14 protein-coding genes and 1 tRNA gene are annotated in these 19,556 nt (G+C 61.5%); 5 read left to right on the top strand and 10 right to left on the bottom strand.

Translation table 11 applies throughout. The features are described from left to right. Positions 1 to 10 precede the first annotated feature (10 nt). Positions 11 to 283: a BON domain-containing protein gene (locus VNH11_05965; GenBank protein ID HVA45915.1), complete on the top strand. Its 273-nt coding sequence runs from the start codon at positions 11 to 13 to the stop codon at positions 281 to 283. 14 nt (positions 284 to 297) lie between these two features. On the opposite strand, the gene VNH11_05960 is transcribed toward VNH11_05965, so the two are convergent. Genes VNH11_05960 through VNH11_05945 form a run of 4 tightly spaced genes read right to left on the bottom strand, consistent with a single transcriptional unit; the run spans position 298 to position 2,694 of the window. Further along, on the bottom strand, positions 298 to 663 hold the full coding sequence (locus VNH11_05960) for a hypothetical protein (protein ID HVA45914.1): 366 nt from the start codon (positions 661 to 663) through the stop codon (positions 298 to 300). Continuing rightward, positions 663 to 1,145 carry a DUF420 domain-containing protein gene (locus VNH11_05955; protein HVA45913.1) on the bottom strand — a complete coding sequence of 161 codons (483 nt, stop codon included), beginning with the start codon at positions 1,143 to 1,145 and terminating at the stop codon, positions 663 to 665. Before VNH11_05955 ends, VNH11_05960 begins: the two co-directional genes overlap by 1 nt. Next, the gene (locus tag VNH11_05950) at positions 1,142 to 1,828 is read right to left on the bottom strand and encodes an SCO family protein (GenBank protein ID HVA45912.1); all 687 of its coding nucleotides are present in this window, start codon (positions 1,826 to 1,828) and stop codon (positions 1,142 to 1,144) included. The genes VNH11_05955 and VNH11_05950 overlap by 4 nt, the downstream gene beginning before the upstream one ends. Further along, the gene (locus tag VNH11_05945) at positions 1,825 to 2,694 is read right to left on the bottom strand and encodes an ABC transporter permease (GenBank protein ID HVA45911.1); all 870 of its coding nucleotides are present in this window, start codon (positions 2,692 to 2,694) and stop codon (positions 1,825 to 1,827) included. The genes VNH11_05950 and VNH11_05945 overlap by 4 nt, the downstream gene beginning before the upstream one ends. Before the next feature lie 186 nt (positions 2,695 to 2,880). On the opposite strand from VNH11_05945, the gene VNH11_05940 reads away from it, so the two are divergent. Together VNH11_05940 and VNH11_05935 are read left to right on the top strand one after the other, a co-directional pair. Beyond that, on the top strand, positions 2,881 to 4,218 hold the full coding sequence (locus tag VNH11_05940; GenBank protein ID HVA45910.1) for a sulfatase-like hydrolase/transferase: 1,338 nt from the start codon (positions 2,881 to 2,883) through the stop codon (positions 4,216 to 4,218). Between the two features lie 92 nt (positions 4,219 to 4,310). Next, on the top strand, positions 4,311 to 5,045 hold the full coding sequence (locus VNH11_05935; protein ID HVA45909.1) for a DUF4058 family protein: 735 nt from the start codon (positions 4,311 to 4,313) through the stop codon (positions 5,043 to 5,045). A 3-nt stretch (positions 5,046 to 5,048) separates the two neighbouring features. Here the strand turns inward: VNH11_05935 and VNH11_05930 are convergent, their stop codons facing one another. The 3 genes from VNH11_05930 to VNH11_05920 form a co-directional block, all read right to left on the bottom strand. Further along, on the bottom strand, positions 5,049 to 6,377 hold the full coding sequence (locus VNH11_05930) for a Tm-1-like ATP-binding domain-containing protein (GenBank protein HVA45908.1): 1,329 nt from the start codon (positions 6,375 to 6,377) through the stop codon (positions 5,049 to 5,051). A 97-nt stretch (positions 6,378 to 6,474) separates the two neighbouring features. Continuing rightward, a tRNA-Val gene (locus VNH11_05925) sits at positions 6,475 to 6,548 on the bottom strand. A 774-nt stretch (positions 6,549 to 7,322) separates the two neighbouring features. After that, a complete protein-coding gene (locus VNH11_05920; protein ID HVA45907.1) occupies positions 7,323 to 7,721 on the bottom strand; it encodes a hypothetical protein in 399 nt (132 codons plus the stop codon). Positions 7,722 to 7,741: 20 nt separating this feature from the next. Here VNH11_05920 and VNH11_05915 point away from each other — a divergent pair, with 20 nt between their 5' ends. Continuing rightward, on the top strand, positions 7,742 to 8,167 hold the full coding sequence (locus VNH11_05915; GenBank protein ID HVA45906.1) for a sigma 54-interacting transcriptional regulator: 426 nt from the start codon (positions 7,742 to 7,744) through the stop codon (positions 8,165 to 8,167). A 112-nt stretch (positions 8,168 to 8,279) separates the two neighbouring features. On the opposite strand, the gene VNH11_05910 is transcribed toward VNH11_05915, so the two are convergent. Genes VNH11_05910 through VNH11_05900 form a run of 3 tightly spaced genes read right to left on the bottom strand, consistent with a single transcriptional unit; the run spans position 8,280 to position 17,936 of the window. Next, a complete protein-coding gene (locus tag VNH11_05910) occupies positions 8,280 to 12,908 on the bottom strand; it encodes a hypothetical protein (protein HVA45905.1) in 4,629 nt (1,542 codons plus the stop codon). Continuing rightward, complete coding sequence (locus VNH11_05905; protein ID HVA45904.1) at positions 12,905 to 14,227, bottom strand: hypothetical protein; 1,323 nt, start codon at positions 14,225 to 14,227, stop codon at positions 12,905 to 12,907. Before VNH11_05905 ends, VNH11_05910 begins: the two co-directional genes overlap by 4 nt. Then, positions 14,220 to 17,936, bottom strand: coding sequence for a Druantia anti-phage system protein DruA (locus tag VNH11_05900; GenBank protein ID HVA45903.1), 3,717 nt, complete (start codon positions 17,934 to 17,936; stop codon positions 14,220 to 14,222). Before VNH11_05900 ends, VNH11_05905 begins: the two co-directional genes overlap by 8 nt. Before the next feature lie 145 nt (positions 17,937 to 18,081). Here VNH11_05900 and VNH11_05895 point away from each other — a divergent pair, with 145 nt between their 5' ends. Next, on the top strand, positions 18,082 to 19,098 hold the full coding sequence (locus tag VNH11_05895) for a hypothetical protein (protein HVA45902.1): 1,017 nt from the start codon (positions 18,082 to 18,084) through the stop codon (positions 19,096 to 19,098). Positions 19,099 to 19,556: the final 458 nt, after the last annotated feature.

Genomic DNA, 19,556 nt, shown 5'->3' with positions numbered 1-19,556 from the left:
GGAGCTTTTCATGCAGGCAATCACGGAGTCGATTTCGGAACTGGCCGACCGAGACCTCGAGCGTCGAGTCGTCAACTTTCTTGCCGAGCGGCATGTGCCCGGACTGCGGCACTTGGAGGTCGAGGCCCAGAATGGCACGGTCACGTTGCGTGGCCGCGTCCACAGTTTTTATGAGAAGCAACTCTGCCAAGCGGTCTGCCGCCGGGTGGCCGGCGTCGTGCGATACATCGACGCCATCGACGTCAACTACACGGCCTTGCGTTCGCCGGCCCTGGCGTCGTAGCGAACCGTTCCGTCTTATCGCGCCGACATGGCCGTCGGTTGCTCGGTGGCCGAAGAATTCGCGGCGTTCTCACGGGCCAGCTTGTCCAGGTTTGGATTGCGCTGGGCTGCCTCGCGCCGTGCTCGACGCACGAGCAGATACATGTACGTGCTGAGCGAGCCAAAAATAAGGAAGGGCATCGAGAGCATGAACAAGATGCTCCAAAAAAATCCCCCCACCAGATCGCCATGATCGCGGCCGTGGCTGCCGAGCGCCGCCTTGCACATCGGGCAGGCAAGCGCATCGTTGGCCGTCATCATCACGACGGCGAGCACCGCCGCCAGCATCAGCCAGCGAGCGACGTTGCGTGCATACATCGAAAGACGAGCGTGCGTTTGCATCACGGCATTATAGGGTTGGCCGACGACGGTGGATAGACGTGGTAGAGCATCACGTAGATCACCACGCCGGTCACGGACACATAAAGCCAGATGGGGAACGTCCACCAGGCCAGACGCCGGTGCGACTCGCGGCGGTCTTTCAGGCCCAGCCAGATCGTGCGGATCGCCAGCACGGGCACCGTGAACGCCAACAACACGTGGCTGATTAAGATCGAAAAGTACACATACTTGATCGGCGGCGGTTGCGTGAACGGTACGGGGGGCCTTCCGGCAATTCGGCCGCCGATGTGATACGTCAAATAGCAGGCCAGGAACACCGTGGAGACGCCGAAGGCCGCCAGCATGGTCCATTTGTGGGCCGTCTCGCGGCCTTGCTTGATGAGCGCATAGCCGATGACGAGCAACATGGCGGCAATCGCGTTCAGCGTGGCGTCGGTCGCCGGCAAGATCCGCCAGATGTCGGCCTCCGCCCACAGGCTCATTCCGACACCTCGCCGGACGAAGGCGGATCTTTCGTAACAGCCGAGGGCGGCTGTACCACAGACATACACTCGGCAATCTCTTGCTTCAGCCGCGTTACATCGCGCGGATCGCGGGAGCTGAAGAAGCCGTGAATCCGGGCGTCGCGGCCGACCAGCACAAGCTTGTCGTTATGCTCCTTGGTGGCGGGCATTTTCAGATACTGCTGGCCTAGCTCGCGAATCTTTTCCATATCGCCCGTCAAGAAGACCCAACGCCGCGGGTCGGCCTGCATGCGCTCGGCATAATTCTTCAGCTCCTCCGGCGTGTCGTTCTCGGGATCGACGGTGAAGCTGACGAACGTCACCTCGTCGCCGTCCAGATCGCGGACGACTTTGGCGATTTCCTGGTTCATTTGCAAACAGAAGCCCGGACAAGTGGCGAAGAAATAGCTCGCCACCCAGACCTTGCCGGCGAGCTGCCGCATCGAGAACGGTTCGCCCTCGCCGTCGGTGAACGTAAACTCATCGAGCGGAACCGGCCCGAGCGCTTCGGCCAGCGACTTCGAGCGGCCGGTCGTCGGTTCGCGGCGCGTCTCGGCCGCAGTGGTGTTGGCTTTGTAGACCTTCCAAATCGTAAACGATCCGTACAGCGCCAGCGCCACCAGCAAAAAACTCAGCCAGGCTCTTACGGCCGGACTCGTCATAGCAAATCTCCCGTCGTGCGCTTGCCCACGACCTGCATGCAAAGCGCGAAAGTGACCGCCGCGAAGGCCAGCGTAACCAGGCAGCAGGTGCTCATCGCCGGCAGGTCGCCGGTCGGCGGCGTTGGCGCGCCCCAATAGATCAGCCGCCGCAAACCGGCCACGCCGTAAGTGAGCGGATTGGCCCGCATCAGCCAGGCCAGCCAGACTGTGCCCGCCGGGCCGCCGCGGTCGGCCGGAAAAAACGCGCCGGAGAGCAGCCACATCGGCATCAGAAAAACGCTCATGATGGCGTGAAAGCCCTGCGTCGAATCGAGCCGCCAGGCAATCAGGAAGCCGAGCGCCGTCAGGGCGAAGGCGATCAGAAAGCTGAACAGCCCGATCGCCGCCAGCGAGACGGCGGAAAACTTCAGCCCGACCGTCAGGCCCAGCAGCAAGAACACCAGCCCCTGTGCCAGGGCGATGAGCGTACCGCCCAGCACTTTGCCCAGCACCAGCGACCAACGCGGCAGCGGCGCCACGAGCACCGACTGCAAAAAGCCCTCGCGGCGGTCTTCGATGATCGAGATCGTCGCGAAAATCGCCGTGAACAGCAGGATCAGCACCAACGTGCCGGGAAAAAAATACTCCAGGTAGTTCATCGATTGTCCGCCGGCGGCCGGCAAGCGAAACGAGCGGCCGAGGCCGAACCCGAACAGCAGCCAGAAGATGATCGGCTGGCCGATCGCCCCAAACACGCGGTTGCGCTGCCGCACGAAGCGCACCAGCTCTCGCCGGCAAAGCGTGCCCGCGGCCAGCCACGGGCGCGGCGCCAGCGGCGTTTGCTCGCTCTTCGCCGGCTCAGTCAATGTGGCTATGCCCTCGGACATAACGGCATTTTAGCAGTCGAGCGTCCTGATCGACAGGCTGAGCGATTCTGGATTTTGGATTTTGGATTTTGGATTGGCGGTAGGGTGGGAGCGAGCGAGCTTGCGAGCGCCGGCCCACCATTAGCGACGTCGATTACGGTGGGCCGGCGCTCGCAAGCTCGCTCTCTCCACCCTACACTGGTAAGCATGACTCGATTACTTATTCGCTTGTCGATCTTGCTCCTCGCCGCGAGCTTCGCGCATGCGGCGGAACGGCCCAACGTGCTGTTTCTGCTCACCGACGATCAGCGGGCCGACACCATCCATGCCCTGGGCAACGGCGCGATCGCAACGCCCCATCTCGACGGGCTGGTGCGCGCGGGCTTCGTTTGCCGCAACGCCTATTGCATGGGCAGCTTCGCCACGCCCGCCGTTTGCTTGCCCAGCCGCACCATGTTGCTGAGCGGTCGCTCGCTGTTTCACATCGAGCCGGGCGCCAACGGGGTTTACGACGCCAACCTCCCGCGGTCGTTCAACGCGGCCGGCTACGTCACTTATCACCACGGCAAGCGCGGCAACACGCCGCTGGGCATTCACAAAGGATTCCAGATCAACAAGTATCTGGCCAACGACGAGGCGGAACGCCGCTCCGGCCAGCCGGGCAAAGAAATCGCCGACGCCGCGATCGAATTTCTCACAAAGCAGACCGGCGAAAAGCCGTTCTTGATGTATCTGGCCTTCGCCAACCCGCACGATCCGCGCGTCGTCAACCGTGAAGATCGGGCAAAGTACCTTGACGCGGACATGCCGTTGCCGGGCAACTATCTGCCGTTGCACCCCTTCGACAACGGCGAGCTGACGGTCCGCGACGAGCGGCTGGCTCCTTGGCCGCGGCAGCCAGACGAGATCCGCCGGCAGCTCGCCGATTATTACGGCGTGATTACACACCTCGACCGTGAGATCGGCCGCGTGCTGGCCGCCTTGCGCGAGGCCGGGCAATACGACAACACGATCATCGTCTTCTCGTCGGATCACGGCCTGGCTTTGGGAAGCCATGGGCTGATGGGCAAGCAGAGTCTCTATGAGCACAGCATGAAGTCGCCGCTGATCTTCGCCGGGCCGGGAATCGCCCACGGCGAGTCCGACGCCTTCGTTTATCTTTACGACATCTTTCCCACGCTTTGCGAGCTGGCGAAGATCGACGCGCCCGCCGCCATCGACGGGAAAAGTTTTGCGGGCATCGTCCGCGGCCAACCGGGGCAGGCGCGAGACACGGTGTTTCTGGCCTATCGCGAAGTGCAACGGGCCGTGCGTCAAGCCGATTGGAAGCTGATTCGCTACCCGAAGATCAACGAGACGCAGTTGTTCAACCTGCGCGACGACCCCGACGAGCGGCACAACCTGGCCGCGGCCGATCCTGACCGGGCAAAGCGCCTGATGACGGTGTTGGAGCAACAGCAGCGGATTTACGGCGACAAATTGCCGCTGGTCTCCGAGCATCCCGCCGCGCGCGACGTGACCGCCGAGCAGCTCAACCGCCGGTAGTGCTCCGTCATTGGGCAACTGGGTATACTGAACGCATCCGACTCGCGCCTCGCGGGTCGGATGTGCTTCGTTTTTTGTGGGAGTTCGTTTCCATGCCTGTACACGACTGGACTCGCGCGAGTGCGGGCGCGTTCCACGACTTCCACTGCACCTGGATTCCGTTGATCAAGATTCGGCTCAACGACGGGCTGCTGCCTTCCGGTTACTATGCGCAGGTCGAACAGGCAGCCGGTGACCTTAAGGCCGACATCTTGACTGTTCAAACCGACGCGGGCCCTGCGGCTGAGCACGAAGAACCGGGCGGCATTACGGTGAGCGTCGCGCCACCCGAGGTCGAAATCACGGCGTCGCTGGAGGCGGCCCATTACGCCTCGCACCGACGGCGGTTGACGGTGCGGCATTCGAGCGACGATCGAGTGGTCGCGGTGATCGAGGTGGTCTCGCCCGGAAACAAAGCCGGCCGGCGCCCGTGGCGAAAGTTCGTCGAGAAGACGGCCGGGCTGATCCTGGAGGCAACGCACCTGCTGATCGTCGACTTGTTTCCTCCCGGCCCGCGCGACCCGCAAGGAGTTCATGGCGCGGTCTGGGCGGATCTCGGCGACGACTCCTACACGATTCCAACGGGCAAGCCACTGACCCTGGCGGCCTACGCGGCCGACGACATTCCGCGGGCCTATGTGCAGCCACTGGCTGTGGGAGACGTCCTGCCGCCGATGCCGCTGTTTCTCACGCCGGAGACCTATATCCCTGTTCCCCTCGAAGAAACGTATCAGGCGGCTTATCACAGTGTGCCGCGGCGCTGGCGGACCGTGCTGGAAGCGACGTGAGCATCAATCGGTGCAACTCGGCCGCAGCAATTGCAGCAGCTTCATCGCGGCGGCCTCGGCGAATTCACGGTCGTTGATATGCAGGTCGAGTTCGACGATCTCGAACCGGTCGCAAGCAGCCGAGCGGAGGGCATCAAACATCGCCTCTCGCGCGGCGGCGTCGCAAAACGGCTGACCTTCGCAGTCGAGGGCCGAAACTCCTCGTCGCGGCAGCACCACCGCCACCGGTCCGCTCGCTGCCGCAAGCTTTCGGCCGATGTCGGCGCCGATCGCCGCGCTCTCGCTCTCCGTGGTCCGCATCAGCGTGACGTTGGCGTTGTGGCGATAGAACTTGCGGCCGGCAAACCGGGCCGGCACGCTTTCGGGAGCATAAAAATTGACCATGTCGGTCGCTCCCACCGAAACCACCTGCGGCACGCCGCGGCCGGCCGCTGCCGTGAGGCGGTCGGGGCCGGCCGTCAAAAAGCCGCCCACCAGTTCGTCGGCCAGCTCGGTCGTGGTCATGTCGAGCACGCCGGCAATCAGCCCGTCGGCGACGAGCGACTCCATCGCTTGGCCTCCGTTGCCGGTGGCGTGAAAGACCAGCACTTCGTAGCCGGCCTCCTCCAACAGCTTCCGGGCGTGCTCGACGCACGGCGTGGTGACGCCGAACATGGTGGCGGCGATCAGCGGGCGATCGGCCGGCTCCGCCGCCCGGTGCTGTTCGCCGTGGGGCGGCCTTCCCAGGCCGTCCGCTCTTTCCGGGCCTTCTTCGAATTCAGACGGCCTGGGAAGGCCGCCCCACGCAGAGCCTTCGTGCGGTCGACCACCGAACCGCACCATGCCGGCCATCGCCCAGGCGGCGTTGGCGAGCGTGGCCCGACTGATGCGATTGACGCCCGAAATATCGACGACCGAGTTCAGCATCAAGATGTCTTTGTCGCCGACGAACTGCCGCACCTGGCCTGAAGCGAGCGTGCTCAACATGAGCTTGGGCACGCCCAGCGGAAGCACGCGCATGGCGGCCGTGCCGATGGTCGTGCCGGCCGAGCCGCCGATGGCCAGCACGCCATCGACCTGGCCCGCGGCGTGGAGCCGGGCAATCAGCTTTGCGGCGCTGTCCGCGGCGGCGGTGACGGCCTGGCCCCTTTCTGCGGCCGACACGAGGCTGGCAAGGTCATACCCGCCCTCGGCAAACAGGGCCTCGCGTGTGACGTCGGCGGCGACTGCGGCGGTTCCCAGGCAGCCGGCGTCGACCAACGTGACGGCAACTTCGGCCTGTCGGAGCAATTCGCGAATGAAGTCGGCTTCTCGTCCCTTGGTATCGAGAGTGGCCAGCAAGTAGACGCTCATCGCCGCAGGTTATCTCCGCTGAAGCAAGGAGACGATACACATGGCCGGTGCCGGAATAGCTGCCAGTGACGCGGAGCGGGTTTTCGGTTTTCGGGAATGGGCGGCACAGGACTCGAACCTGTGACTTCCACCGTGTGAGGATGGCGCTCTAACCAACTGAGCTAGCCGCCCGAAACCACCGAATATAGACGAGCAGGTGGCTTCGGACAAGCTTCCTTGTTTTCCACGGCGCCACCCAAAAGTCGCGGCCGCCCGGCTCGGCCAGCCGGCCGGACAGATCGCGATCGATCTCCCGAATGTAGTTCTGGTCCCCATCTTCTGGTTCACCGTGCCGACCGTCCCTTCCGCGAGCCATTCTTCGTGGATCGTGGCCGTCGCACTGGCGGCGGCTGACGGGGCGCCGGCGGTCGCCGTGCCCCGCCGTCTGCTCGACGCCGACCTGCACGCGGTAATCAGTCGCCGGCCCCCGTTTCAATCCCCGCGATGCCGGGGCAGCATGTCGGCGGGCCGGGATTCAGGGTTCAGGGCCCGGGGTTTGGTCCGGCGTGGTTTGCGGGCCGCGCGTTGTTTCAAGATGCCTGCCGCCGCTTGCTCGATGGGAATCCGCGCCTGCCGCTCGTAGGCCGCGCGGGCGCGGTTGGCGTGGTCCGGACGCCGTCCACCACGGTGCAAGGCTTTGTAAATGGCAGGCGTCAGTCGTCAGGTGTTTGGGGCGGGCCGTGGTCGCGGGTCCAGGCCAACCCTTCCACGCCGTCTTTTTCTTCTAAACGGTACTGCCCGCCGCCGCAAGCGACTTGCCCCCTGTGGCGTTCCGGGAAGCGGATTCGGCAGCGGTTCGCAGGTCGCGGAACGTGGGACCGCATCAGCCGCTCAATGCTCGCCGATCTCGAGCTGGTGATGCCGCCGCTTGAACACTTACTTGCCCACCGTTAAGTTGGGTATTCGTCAAGCTGGTGTTACCAAACGGGGTTCATCATGAATAAGCGGCGGGTGCTGGTTGCCTGGATCGGGCACAGCGACCTCAAGGCCATGGCTGCCTCGTGGAAGAACTCGGCCGGCGCCGAGATTCTCGCCGAGCTCGGCGGCGCGCAACCCACCGCCCGCGAGATTGGTCCCATCAAAGCGCTGATTGACGCGGAGCCGTTCGACGAAATCCGCCTTCTCAGCAATTTTCGGCCTGCCTGGAACAAGTCGTATCGCGATTGGCTCGGCAAGAAGGCCACGATCATCCGCGTCGAACTGGAAAAGCCGACCGACTACCCGGCCATCTTCCGTAGCGCCGACGCCGAGCTCGCCAGGCTCGCGCGCGAGACGGCCGACAATCCGGTCGAACTCTGCATTCATCTCAGCCCCGGCACGCCGCCATGGCCGCCGTTTGGCTGCTGCTGGGAAAGACCCGCTACCCGGCGACCTTTTATGAAACGCACCAGGGCAAGGCGTGGAAGACGGAGATCCCGTTCGACCTGACCATCGACGTTTTGCCCGAACTATTGCGTGGCGCCGACACGAAGTTCGAGCACCTTGCCTCGCACGCTCCCAGCCAGGTGGAAGGATTCGGCGACATTGTCGGCGAGAGCCAGGCCATCCGCGTGGCGGTAGGTCGGGCAAAGCGCGCCGCCCTGCACGGCGTGTCGGTCCTGCTGCTCGGCGAAAGCGGCACCGGCAAGGAGATGTTCGCGCAGCCCATTCACAAGGCCAGCCCGCGGCGTACGGGGCCCTTTCTGGCCGTGAATTGCGCGGCCCTCTCGCGCGAGCTGCTCGAATCGGAGCCTTTTTGCGGCGGCTGTTGATCGTGGTCCAAAGAGAGCCACTTTGGCCGCGGATCGAGGTGGATTGGGGTGTCCGATGGGGAGCCTCATGGCGAGTGCGCTCGCACAACTTCGCGTCGACGTGCCTCTGGATTTACTTCGGGGAGAGTCTGATGTGGACAGGTGATTTTCGTCCTTCACATAGCCACAGAGCCTCGTACTTCGGAAGCTGCTTCAGCTTGTCCGTGATGGCGCGCTGGCGGCCGGAGGGTAGAGCGTTCTTTGCGAGATGGCGCGCCGTGTCTTCCGTCACTCGCAGCAGCAGGTAATTGGCAATGTTGCCGAAAAGCGAACGGTCGAAATCACGGGATTCCTGCGATGCCAGTATTAGCGATAGCCCAAACTTACGGCACTCCTTTGCCATAGTCGGAATCAGTTTCAACTTTGCGGCCCGGTGCGCTTCGTCGAAAATGATAGAGTGTGTGATCCGATCTTGCTGGCCGCGCTGGTGCATATCCTGGTATAGGCGATAGAAGGTAAATGCGGCGAACGCCCGTTGGACTGCTTCGTTTTGAGTCTGATGGAGCTGAATCACGACCGGCTGCGACTGATCCAACATGCTGGGCGTCTCGACGTGACTGTCGAAAAAGTCATAATCGTCTAGTTCCGTCAGCCGTGCCAACAATGCACGTGTTCCCGCGTCCTTCTTCGGCAGCGACCGCAGATAGCCCAGGAACTCGCCAAACTCTGGCGACTCAGGTTGTTTCTTGCCGACACCAATTGGCCAGCCTTTTGCCTCAAATGTCAACTTGATCGCCGTGCGGAGCGCCTCCAGCTGCAGGTCGCCGAGGTCGGGAAAGACCGCGGAGAAAATGTCCCGAAGCAACCCGGCAGCTTCTACGTGGCCGTGTATCTGATGCATTGGAACGCGCATCGGGTTGAAGCCCAGACTCCGCATCCCCGAACGAACCATTCGAGGAATGCGCGGAGCAAGCTTGGCCTCGATGTCCCCATGAAAGTCGAATACGATCGGCATCACACCGTGATCCGCGAACTGGCAGCAAATGTTGACGAGACATGTCGTCTTCCCGGTGCCTGGTTGGCCGGCGACCAGCAGGTGGGGATTGCCCGCAATGCTCGGCTCCCAAGTAATGGAGGAGTCATCGCTTGCACGGCCAAGCAGAATTGACGAAGTGAGCGCCGACGCAGGTTGTTTGGCTGACCGAGTGACTTGCTTTGAGCTGGCCACGGCATGGGTGGCCCGCTCGTTTGGCGATGACGAAGATTTCGCAAGCGAACCAGACGGAGGTCCACACGGAGGTTCATCAAGGTCGGAGCCATTCAAACCTGACTGGTCGTCGTCCTTTGGGGGCCCTCCGTCGCCTGCGAGCAACTCCTCCACTTCCCGTTCGCCAAGGTGCCGCAGGTCAATGCGATACGGGGCATCGGCGAGTCGTTCTTCCGTGCCTCGCTGACTGCTACGGATCCACACGCCGACGATTCTCCCGCGCAGCTCGACCAGTGCGGGCGACGGACGAAAAAGCCGCATGAGCCAGTCAGCCCATACGGCACGCTGTTCTTTTGTTGCATGCCGGCTCATTGAACCGGCGACGAACACCTCCTTGATCATTTCACAGCGCGGCGCGGTGAGAACTGTGGCCTCAACGCCGCCTGGGCTGACGCCGCTAAGGCCATCGCGCACCGCCTCCAGAGTCGCCAGCACCTGATCCCGAGCCTCGCCGATGCGAGAGTCGGTCGCCCCCAACGGAGAGTCCAGCGAACTTTTCACCTCCAGGCATTCGATTACCAGATGCCGGTTTTCCTCGCGTAGCGCCAGCAAGTCACAACGTTGTCCCATTTCGCCCAACCCCTGTTGTCCGAGCCGCAGCCAGAGCCGAGCCAATTGCGAGTCGGTGGAGACGACCAGACTCGCCGGGTGTCGCCGCCGGTGGTCACGAGCCGCCAGCAACAGGCCCATCAGTCCAATTACCTTCTGCTTCACGATTGTGCCGTCGCTCGATTTTACGAGATCCAGCACGCCACCCCCGACAAGATGAGCACCCTCAGCCAACAGCGTTTCAAGTTGCGGCACGGAGACGAGCAAGTTGGCAGCGTCCTCCTCAAAGACTGGGCGCATGAGCCGAACCATTGCCAGATAGTCGCCAGCGGTGAGCAATACGTGTCGCTGCCCCTCGCGGCGACGGAGCAGGCGTTTGGCGTTCATTCCTCCCTCGGCGGGCAGTGCGCGATCAGCAAGGAAAAACCAGCGCGCCGCAAACTCGTCACCGCAGACCGTGCCATCCACAGCCTCCCGAAGACCTTGGGCATCGCCCCACGCGTACGAGTTTCCTTCGCTCTCGGCTCCTTCGGCCTTGTTCAACAGTTTAAGGAACTCGCCGAAGGGCGGATCGGTATCGGCCGGTTCCAATCGGAGCGCGTTTTGAAACTTGTCGAATTTCGGGTTCCGACGAACACAGAACGGGCTCATCGGCAGATGCAGGCCGGCGCCGCCGCGGCGGATACTGACGCTCGATTCGTCGAAGACAGCGAGCAGATGACACGGATTGTCTTTCAACGCCGCGAGATGTTGCAATAGAGGCTTCGGCTGCCGGTCGACCCGCAATTCCAAGCGGCCGCTGGCGATCCGTTCTTCCAGAAGGTCGCGTTCGCGGGTGTCAAACGGCAGGGCTTCGTGTAGACGTCCGGCGTGCTCAGGCGTACCGCGAATCTCGATACACAGGTTAGGGATGAAGTCGCGCTTTCGGCCATCGAGCAGCTTGAGCAAGCCGAGCAGCAATTTACCGGCATGCGGTGGGTTCAGCAAAACCAGGCGTAGCGGAAACACGTGCTGGCGATGAATGGCGGCGAACCGCTCAACGGCGTACGCGAGCGATTGCTGCCCGTCCTCCGACTGGCAGGCATTGCGGAGATTTTCGAACGTCGCCAGCCGGTGGATGTCGCTCGACACAGGGAGAATGCGATCCGCGCCGCGATTGCCCGGAAAGCGACTGGCGTAGATGACACTTAGGAACTGCTGTGGCTCGCCGACTTCCTCCAACACGGCGCGACGATCCTCTGGAGGCAGTGATTTACCCAGGCCCCTCAGGATCGCGCTGAGCCGGCAGTAGCGCCACAAGTGCAGCGGATGCGTAGGCAGAAGAACGGCCTTAAACGCTTCCTCACCCCGTCCCAATTCGACGCGAACCTGCACTACGTCGAGCGCAAGCAAGCCATCGAGCGTCGTTCGCGCCCAGTGCTGATCCACCTCGCCGGACATGCGGTCGTAGTTCGCGGCGACCGAGCCGTACAGTTGTCCCGCGACATTCAGGTACTTCTCGGCCGTTTTGGCCGCCTTCGAATTGCCCGCGAACCAATCGAGCGGAAAGTGGGCCAGCATGTCGAGGTCTGGCAGCAGCTCGCTGCGCCGCTCGACGAATTCGCGCCAAATGACTGAAATCGTAGGGTTTTTCCCGGTGAGTCGCTCCAGTTCCTGGTCCCAGTCCTTGAAGAACCGCGACAACCCAAGCTGTTCGCTGCCTTCTGCGTCGACTGTTAGTTCTTCCGGGTTGGTGACACGTGTGCCGGGCCGGTCGTAGTCCGCCAAGGCCCGCGCGAGATCGGGCTGGTTTGTTTGGACCAAACCGCCCCACACCTCCCCTGAACAGAACTTGTGAATCCACCCGACGAATTTCCGGTCGAGCCTTGTGGAAAACTCTTGCGGTTCACCGGCCACGAGCACCTCACCGCTCACCTCGTCATCGGTGTCGTCACCCTGAATGGCATCGCGGAGCCGTTCCGCAAGGGTCTCCGCGTTTGCACGGAGATCGTCCCGCCGGTCGTCAAGCAAGGCGTCCGCGGCGGCTCGCGGTAGCGTTCGGTCGTCGAGCGTTCCCAGCGCCTCGTCGACCTCTGTTTCGGGTTCCGCCGGGGGCTCGCGGTTTCTTTCCGGCTGCGGGTTTAGCAACTCCAACGCATCGGCGAGCGTAACGTCAGCCAATTTGGCAACGGTTGGCTCGCGGCGGACGGTCTCAATCTTTGCCAAAATGGTTCGCAGACGGGATCCCCTGGACTTGTCGACGCGCTTCCGCAATGCCGTCAAGGATCCGGCGCCCAGGTCGCGGATCTTGCGGATCGTCTCCAAGTTGCGTTGGAGTCGGAGTTCCGGCCCCGGACTGAGCTCAAACAGAGCCGGATCAGCGAACAACCCGAGGGCGGGTAACGACGCGCGGGGGGCGTTGCTGCCGTGCTTCTTCTCGTTTGTCGCCCAGGTCGCGAGAAACGCTCGAATTTGCTCGAATGAAAACGCCGCGAGCAGCACATCGTCTGTAAGCACTTCCAAGAGTTTCCTGTGACCCGATGTTTTTACGAACGGAGCGCGTTCCGTGGTCCAACTCAACAGGTAGCGGACAAGCTGCCCCGAAGTCACTTGCTCCTGGTGCTGGAGAGTGTTGACACCAGGATGTCGACCTCGCGCAAGTGCAACCGTGAACGGGTGCGAGGCTCGTGAGTTTCGCCACGAGCCGGCCATGTGCAGATCGTCCGACAAGTGCATGATCCCATTTGCTTTATACTTCTTCCGCAGAGATACGAGTTTGCCCATGTCCGCATCGAAGTCGACCAAGGCCAACGAAACTGGACCCGGCAACGCGAGCTGTGACAACCCAGCGAAGAAATAAGGCAAGTCGATTTTGGGCAGTTCCTGGCGCGCCAACGCGCGGTGCGTGCTTAACTCCGCGTCAATCCAGCACAGCAGACTTTGGGAGGCGAGTTCGTCGGCGGTCATGAAAAACTCTCGCTATGGGTTGAACAAAGAACCAGCCCATCGGCTGGATTGATTGCTAAACCCAACTCCTTCAGCAGTCGTACAAAGGCTTCGACATTTGGCGTTAAGTCTTCGCTCTGATCAAGACCCGCGTAGCCGTTTGAGGCGAGACGTGCGGAGTCGTCGGCGTTTGCACCGATGACAATCCCCCAGACCATGTAAAGCTGGGTTGCTAACTCTGCAAGTGACCGAACTTCTCCATACGGCATCATCGACAAGACGAGGACGCGAAGAGTATCAGGCTGCAATTCAAAGTGTTTTGGGATATTATTGGCGCGTGGCTGCGCCAGCCCTGATCGTAGACTGAGTTCTCGCAAAACCTCCTGCAGCGGCGGAAACTTCGACGCCGAATTCGCTGTGAGTGCCTCGTATTCACTGTGGCATTCGTCGAAACGGCCCTCGGCGTCGAACCGCGCAAAGCTTTGCAAGAGGTCTTCGGTCGTTCTGGTGAAACACCATCGACTCTGTGACCGCAATCTTGATTGTCTTCGCCCCAAGAAGTCCATCAGCAGCAGCGGCGACGACTTTTTGCCTTGCCCTTCGCGGATCAAATATTGAACGAGCCAAATGAGCAAGGCGATTGTGAGGCCGCGAAGACGCGTCTCTGGAGCAACCAGCCGCTCCAGGTTTCTGCAGAGGCACTCCAAAGCCGAGGTTTGATCCACCATCATCCGGCTAACCCGCTTCAGCCGCGTCGTCTTCAGTTCTCCAAAACGAATCTCGTGACTCTCCTTCTCATCACATGACTCAGCTTCATCCTCATCGTCAATCAATGGCCGGAAGAGTCGATACAATGCCGAGCGATCCGATTCCAACCATTGGAGAGCCATTTCTGCCACACGCTTGCCGGCGTCGGACTGTTGGAGCACTAACGATACGAACAATCCGGCGTAGCCGTCATTCCGCTTGTGATTCGTCAAGAGACGAGAGGAGACGAGAGAATAATCATTTCCGAAGCCGGAGTAGGGGCGAAACGCCGGATAGACGGCCTCGTCGTTGTCAGCCACAGGTTGCAGGTGTCCGCGCATATTGTGAACGGACTCCACGCTGAAATCAGCACAAACGCATCCGTTTGCGAGGAGCAGTTCGCGCAGACCCGGCGTTGCATAGTCTTCCTTCATCTCTTTGTTTGAAGATGTCGCGACGGTCTTGTTCAGCGTCTCAAGCTGATAGTACCGGTTCGTCAACGCCAGAAAAAATCCGGAGGCGAAATGAATCGGCTTGATCCGGCGCTCGGTGTTGAACCCGAACGCGCAGCCGTATATCTGTTCCTTACTCAAAAGTTGTGACCTCCTCGTAACGCTTTCCATCCGCGGACAGAATAATCTTGGCGGTTGTCCGTGTGTCATGGTTGTGAATGAAGAACACGTTGGTCTGCGACACGTCCGTGCGGCGAAGTTCGTCGAGGAAAGCATCGAGGCGATTCACGTCCCGAGCCGGCAAAAGGTGCCGTGGCAGGCCCTGCTCGAGCTTCTCCAGTGCCACAAAGAGCGTGTAATCCACGTCGAGCCTTACGGACTGACCGGCAGATTGCTGGAACTCGACTCGGACGTGATCCGGCTGGTATCCGAACGCGCCGCTCAACCGCCGCGGCAATCGCGGCAACATGAATCGTAGCGTCGACGCGGGGATTTGTTGGCACGCAACGTACGCATGCGATGGTTGCTCATGGAACCGGTGACCGATCCATAGGTACAAGTTCGTCGCGGCCTCCGGAAACGGCACCGCACAATACGCGCGGTTGATAGCCGCGACGAGATTATTCTTGAAGCCATGGTCGGGCTCACGGAGCTCGACCAGCAGCGTGAGCAACCGCTGACCGGGTGTGCCTGCCAACTCGAATGCTCGCAACCCTTCCCGATGCTCGAAATAGAAGCGACGCTTGAGGGCCCGGAAGCGATCGCCGTCGCGAGCCTGAGACACTGGAACACCGTCGACCAGCCAATCTGCGTCGTTGGTCTGGCTGTATTCGAGCCGCGCATCCCAACGCGGATGGCTGTGACGCGCCGGATCGGCAAGATCCGCGAGCAGACCAGGCAATGTGAAACGCGGGTCAGTTTGAAACAGCCGCTCCGAGTACCATCGCGACGGCGATCGTACAGGGACATTGTCAGGGCGACATTCCCCAAACAGCAGCCGTGCAACGAGGATCCACAGTTCGCGCACCGTAGCCCGGCGTCCGGCGCTAGCAAGTCGGTGAAAAAGGTTCAACAACCTCGTCTGTATTTCCGGCTGATTGAGTCGCCGCAAGTTCCAAGCGAGATCACCTTCGGCGTCTGATTTCGCCGCGGCGAGGACCTCCCGTCGAGACAGCATCTGTTGCAAGAGCTTTTCCGCGAATCCAGATACGAGAGGGTTCCGCAAGCTAAGGTCGACGACGAGAACCTTCTCTCGCGCTGCCTCTTCGGGACTTTCGTCGGGCCCGTAGACCAACCTACCCTTGCACTGACGATCGATTTCAGCAATGTGCTGCGGCAATTCACGTCCCTGGTGCCGGCGCAGCAGGAAAAGAGGGTATTCGTTCGCCGCAAGACAGAACGGTCGGCCAGCCTTGATCGCCTTTTTCCAAAGCTTAAGGATCGGCGACACGTCTCCCGGCTTCATGATCGCTGTCGCGTCATAGACAACTTCCGCCTTGACGCGGTCGAACTCCGACTTTAGCCGTTTCAACAAATGTGTTTTGCCGTCACCGGCGTTGCCCGTGAGGATCAAACTGAAGCCTTTTTTCACCTTATCGACGAGGAACTTGTCGAGCGGTTGTGGCACGTGCAGGCGAGAGAGTTCCTCGTCCGTAAGTTCATCCGCGCAGACTCGTGAGCCGGCCACGGCTAAGTCACGCCAGAAATCGAGTTCGGGGTGGCTCTGCACTGGCTTTCCTGCAGAACCAGGACGCTGTTTGCGATGAGTCGGTTCCCCCGTCGGCTGCAGCCGGTCGCTCAGGAGCCAACCCCTACCCTGCCGAAGCGATTCCAGGGCGGGTGCAAAGTCAATCCGATTGGCAAGCCAACGGCGACGCCAATATTCCACGATCCGGTCGGTGGCATCGCGATATCTTTCGGGGTGACGCAGAAATTCTGGGACGTGAGCCGATTCGCCTCGCAAAAACTCTGCCGCCTTCGACCAAAACGAAACCGCGTAAACGCGCCGCGGTTGGTCATGACGCATCAACACGGTAGCGTTAAAGCCGAGCAGGTCCATCCCACTGCGGAGTTTACGGAACTTCGGGCTGGGGCCCTCGCCAAACACGTGATTGACATGGCGATAAGTCGTCTCGTCTTCCAGTGCTTGTTGAATGGCTTCCGTCGTTGCCTTGGAAAACTGCACGGTGCCGTAGCCCTCAGTTTCGCCGAGGAACTTGTAGCGGATTTCCGGCTGCTCGGAGGCAATGATCCCGGCCGGCAGACGCAAGCGTTCGTACTGGCTGCTGCCGATCGCGAAAAGGCTGGTGGTGTTGAGCCAGGCCAGCGTGCAGCCCTTGGTGCGTGGCGCGTTCTTGAGTTGGGAGCTGATCACCGATGGCTGGTCGCCGTAGCGCCGGCGATAGTCGTCCGCCACTTGCGGGCTGAGTAGAAGGAGGGCCGTAAGCTTTCCGGCTAGCAAGTGGTTGTACGGGGGGATTGCTCCGCAGGTAGTGACTTCCAGCATGTTGGTGCCCGCTCGAGCGCTCTTTGCGCTTACTAGAGTCGTGTTCAAAGCCGAGTTAAAGGCGTCCTCGCGCAGCAAGCCCTCAATTGCTGCCGGATCGGTCAGACGGTCGGCCTCGCGCTGGAGCGTCAGGCGAGCCTGCAAGAGCCGGCTCAGTTCAAATGCGCGTTTCTTCGCCACGAGCATTTGTCGGGATCGCAGCTTGTTTTCGTCGTTGATCGCTCGTCCCTCGAGCTCCAGCAGGGCTACCTTCACGGGCGGCAGATCGGCATCACACGTTTCCATTTCCTGGAGGTACTTGGGGGAGTTGGTCGTCTCGCCGGAAATCGCCTGCAACACGTCCTGCCGTCGCTCGGCAAATTCCGCGCTGCGACGACGCAGCCGCTCGATAACCACCTCCGTGGGCCGCTCGAGTTCGTTCTTTTTCACAAGCGACTTGGTTTCGATTTCCGCCAGGGCGTTTTCCAGTGTATTCTCGAGAAATCGGTGGCAATGCCGGAGCTCGCGGCGATCTCGACGCGACCCAGCTTGCCGGAGTCGCGAGCGGAAAGCATCAGTTGACCAGCCAATGGCATCGTCACGTGGGCCAGATTGCATCGGGCTATTGCCGAGGGCGGCGATGCCCATCACCGCGTGACAGGGGTGTGCGGCGTCGCGCACCAAATAGTTCAAACGTCGGCCAGGAATCGGTGTATTTGGAATCGACCATGAATAGCGAAAATACCGCCAGATATTGCCTAGTGAATGGCCCGTGAACTCATCGCTGATTGGATCCTCGTTTTCATCGGGCACGAGTTGCAAATATGGCCGCACGCAATGAGACAACACCCTGCCCCGGTCGTCGCCAGTGATTAACAGCGCTGGCCGCATTCGCTCGAAGACCTCTGCGCCGTCGGCAATTAACTGACGAATGCTCGCAAGGGCAGAGTTTTCGCCAGGGGTTTCCATCAGGTCCAGGAAGTGCCTGACCCGCGGGTCATTGAATTGCTCATACAGCATTGGAGCCAATTCACGGCGAACAGCGTCTTTTGCGGCCTTCGTCTCTTCAACGGTCATGCTGCGGCGGCTGCCCAACGCGGGGGCCTCCAGCTCGATTTCGCTCCCTTCGACGCGCACTCGCCACTTCAGCATTGCCAAGTCCAGCAGCAATCTCGCGGCAGCCTCGTACTGGCCTGCCTGCCCATTCAGGGCCGAATTATTCCGGGCCCATTCGGCTTCGATTTCGGCCCAATCCGAAAACCGCGGCACCGGCTGCCCATTTTGCGCCGAAGCGATTTTACGCGCCAGCCCAAAGAACCGTTCGGCGGCGATCCCAAGAAGCCGAGAATGAAGAGGAATGTTCATTTAGGAACCCGAAACGCCACAACAGTCCAGCCAGGGAATATGCTCACACTCGTGAAGGCGACAGTATAGCTTGTGAGCATCACGCCCGCGAGGTTCGACCCGACAACGCCCATGCCCCCCGTGATATCGCCCGTCGTGGCCGGCGGTGGCGGCCAGCGACGACGGGCGGGAGTGCCGCGCGGACCAAACGCCTGCGTGGTTCGATCCGGCCGAGGGCAAGCTGGGCCGCCTGATGGAAGCGCAGGTCGGCCCCAACAGCCTGTTCGCCAAGTCGCTCGATCCCAAGAACAAAGACGGCGTCATCATGCTCATCGAAGCCCGCATGCAGAAGCTGCTGGAAAACCGCCTCAATGAGGTGCTGGCCGAGTTCTCGCTCGACCAGGAAGAGTCGGCCATGTCGCGGCTCAAGACGATGCTCGACGACGGTTTTCAGAAGATCAACCGGGCACTGGGCGTCGAAGAAGCCACCACCGCCGAGGCTGCCCGTGGGCACGTCAAGGGGATCGAGTTTGAGGCCGATCTGTACAAAGTCTTCGCGGCGATGGGCCGCGGGCTGGGCGACGAGACGGAGTTGGTTCGCGGGACAGTCGGCGCCGTTGCCCGATCGAAGCAGGGCGACTTCGTGGCGACGCTGGGCGAGACGGCCGGCGCGCCGGGGCTGAAAATCGTGGTCGAGGTCAAGGAGTCGGAGTGGAAACTGAAGGATGCCCTGGCGGCGATCGACGACGCGAAAAAGAACCGCAAGGCGGTGATCGGCATCTTCGTGTTCGCCAAGGGGAGCGAGCCGGCCGAGGTCGGCGATTTCCGCCGTATCGGCGAGGACTTTTGTTGCACCGTCGATAAAGACGCCCTCGCAGCCGGCCGGCCGCTTTTGTTCCTCGATTCGGCCTACAAGATCGCGCGGGCGCTCGCCGTGGCGGCCGCGCGCCGCGGGGCGGCCGGCGGACTCGACCTGGAGGCGATCGAGCAGCACGTGCAGGAGTTGCTGGGCTGGGTCGATCGCATTGCCGAAATGGCCACCAAAGCCCGCACGATTCAGACCAGCGGCAAGTTTATCGAAGACCGCGCCAACGAGCTCAAGGACGACCTCGACCGCAGGTTAAACGAAGTCCTGGAAATGCTCCGCAACGGCGAAGAGGCCGGCCTCACGGGCATAGGGTAGGATGGCGCTCACGTGACGGGCTGGGAAGCCCATCCTCCGCGCACGACCGCGACCGGCCAAAGTGCCGGGGCCGTCGTACAGCAGCCGCCGGCCATGCAAAGAGACCCAGGCCACATCCGCGGAACTTTCTGGCATTCGTGGCGTCTAAGGGTTAGTGGCTGGTGGCAGCGACCCTGCCGGAATTTTTCCGCGGCGGGTGGATATTCGGCGTTCGCCAAGCGTATTACCGGCAGACGGGAAAAAGAGCGTGGCCGATGGGTCGGTCGCGCGTGCTGCAACATTGAGCAGTGACGCCGGCTGTTGGTCGACCGCACCCCCCGCGCACGGTGGGTGTAAATTTACACCAACCGATGAAACACGAGGTTTTTGCCCATCGATTAACCTGACAGGAGGAGTTTTGGGCGGCTGCTCAAATGATGTGCATAGTGGTCATCTGGCTGCCTGTTCTTTGAGCAATT

This window comes from Pirellulales bacterium, from assembly GCA_035533075.1.
GTDB lineage: Bacteria > Planctomycetota > Planctomycetia > Pirellulales > JAICIG01 > DASSFG01.
The sequence above is the reverse complement of the archived record's forward strand: the minus strand, read 5'-3'. Positions and strand labels throughout refer to the sequence as shown.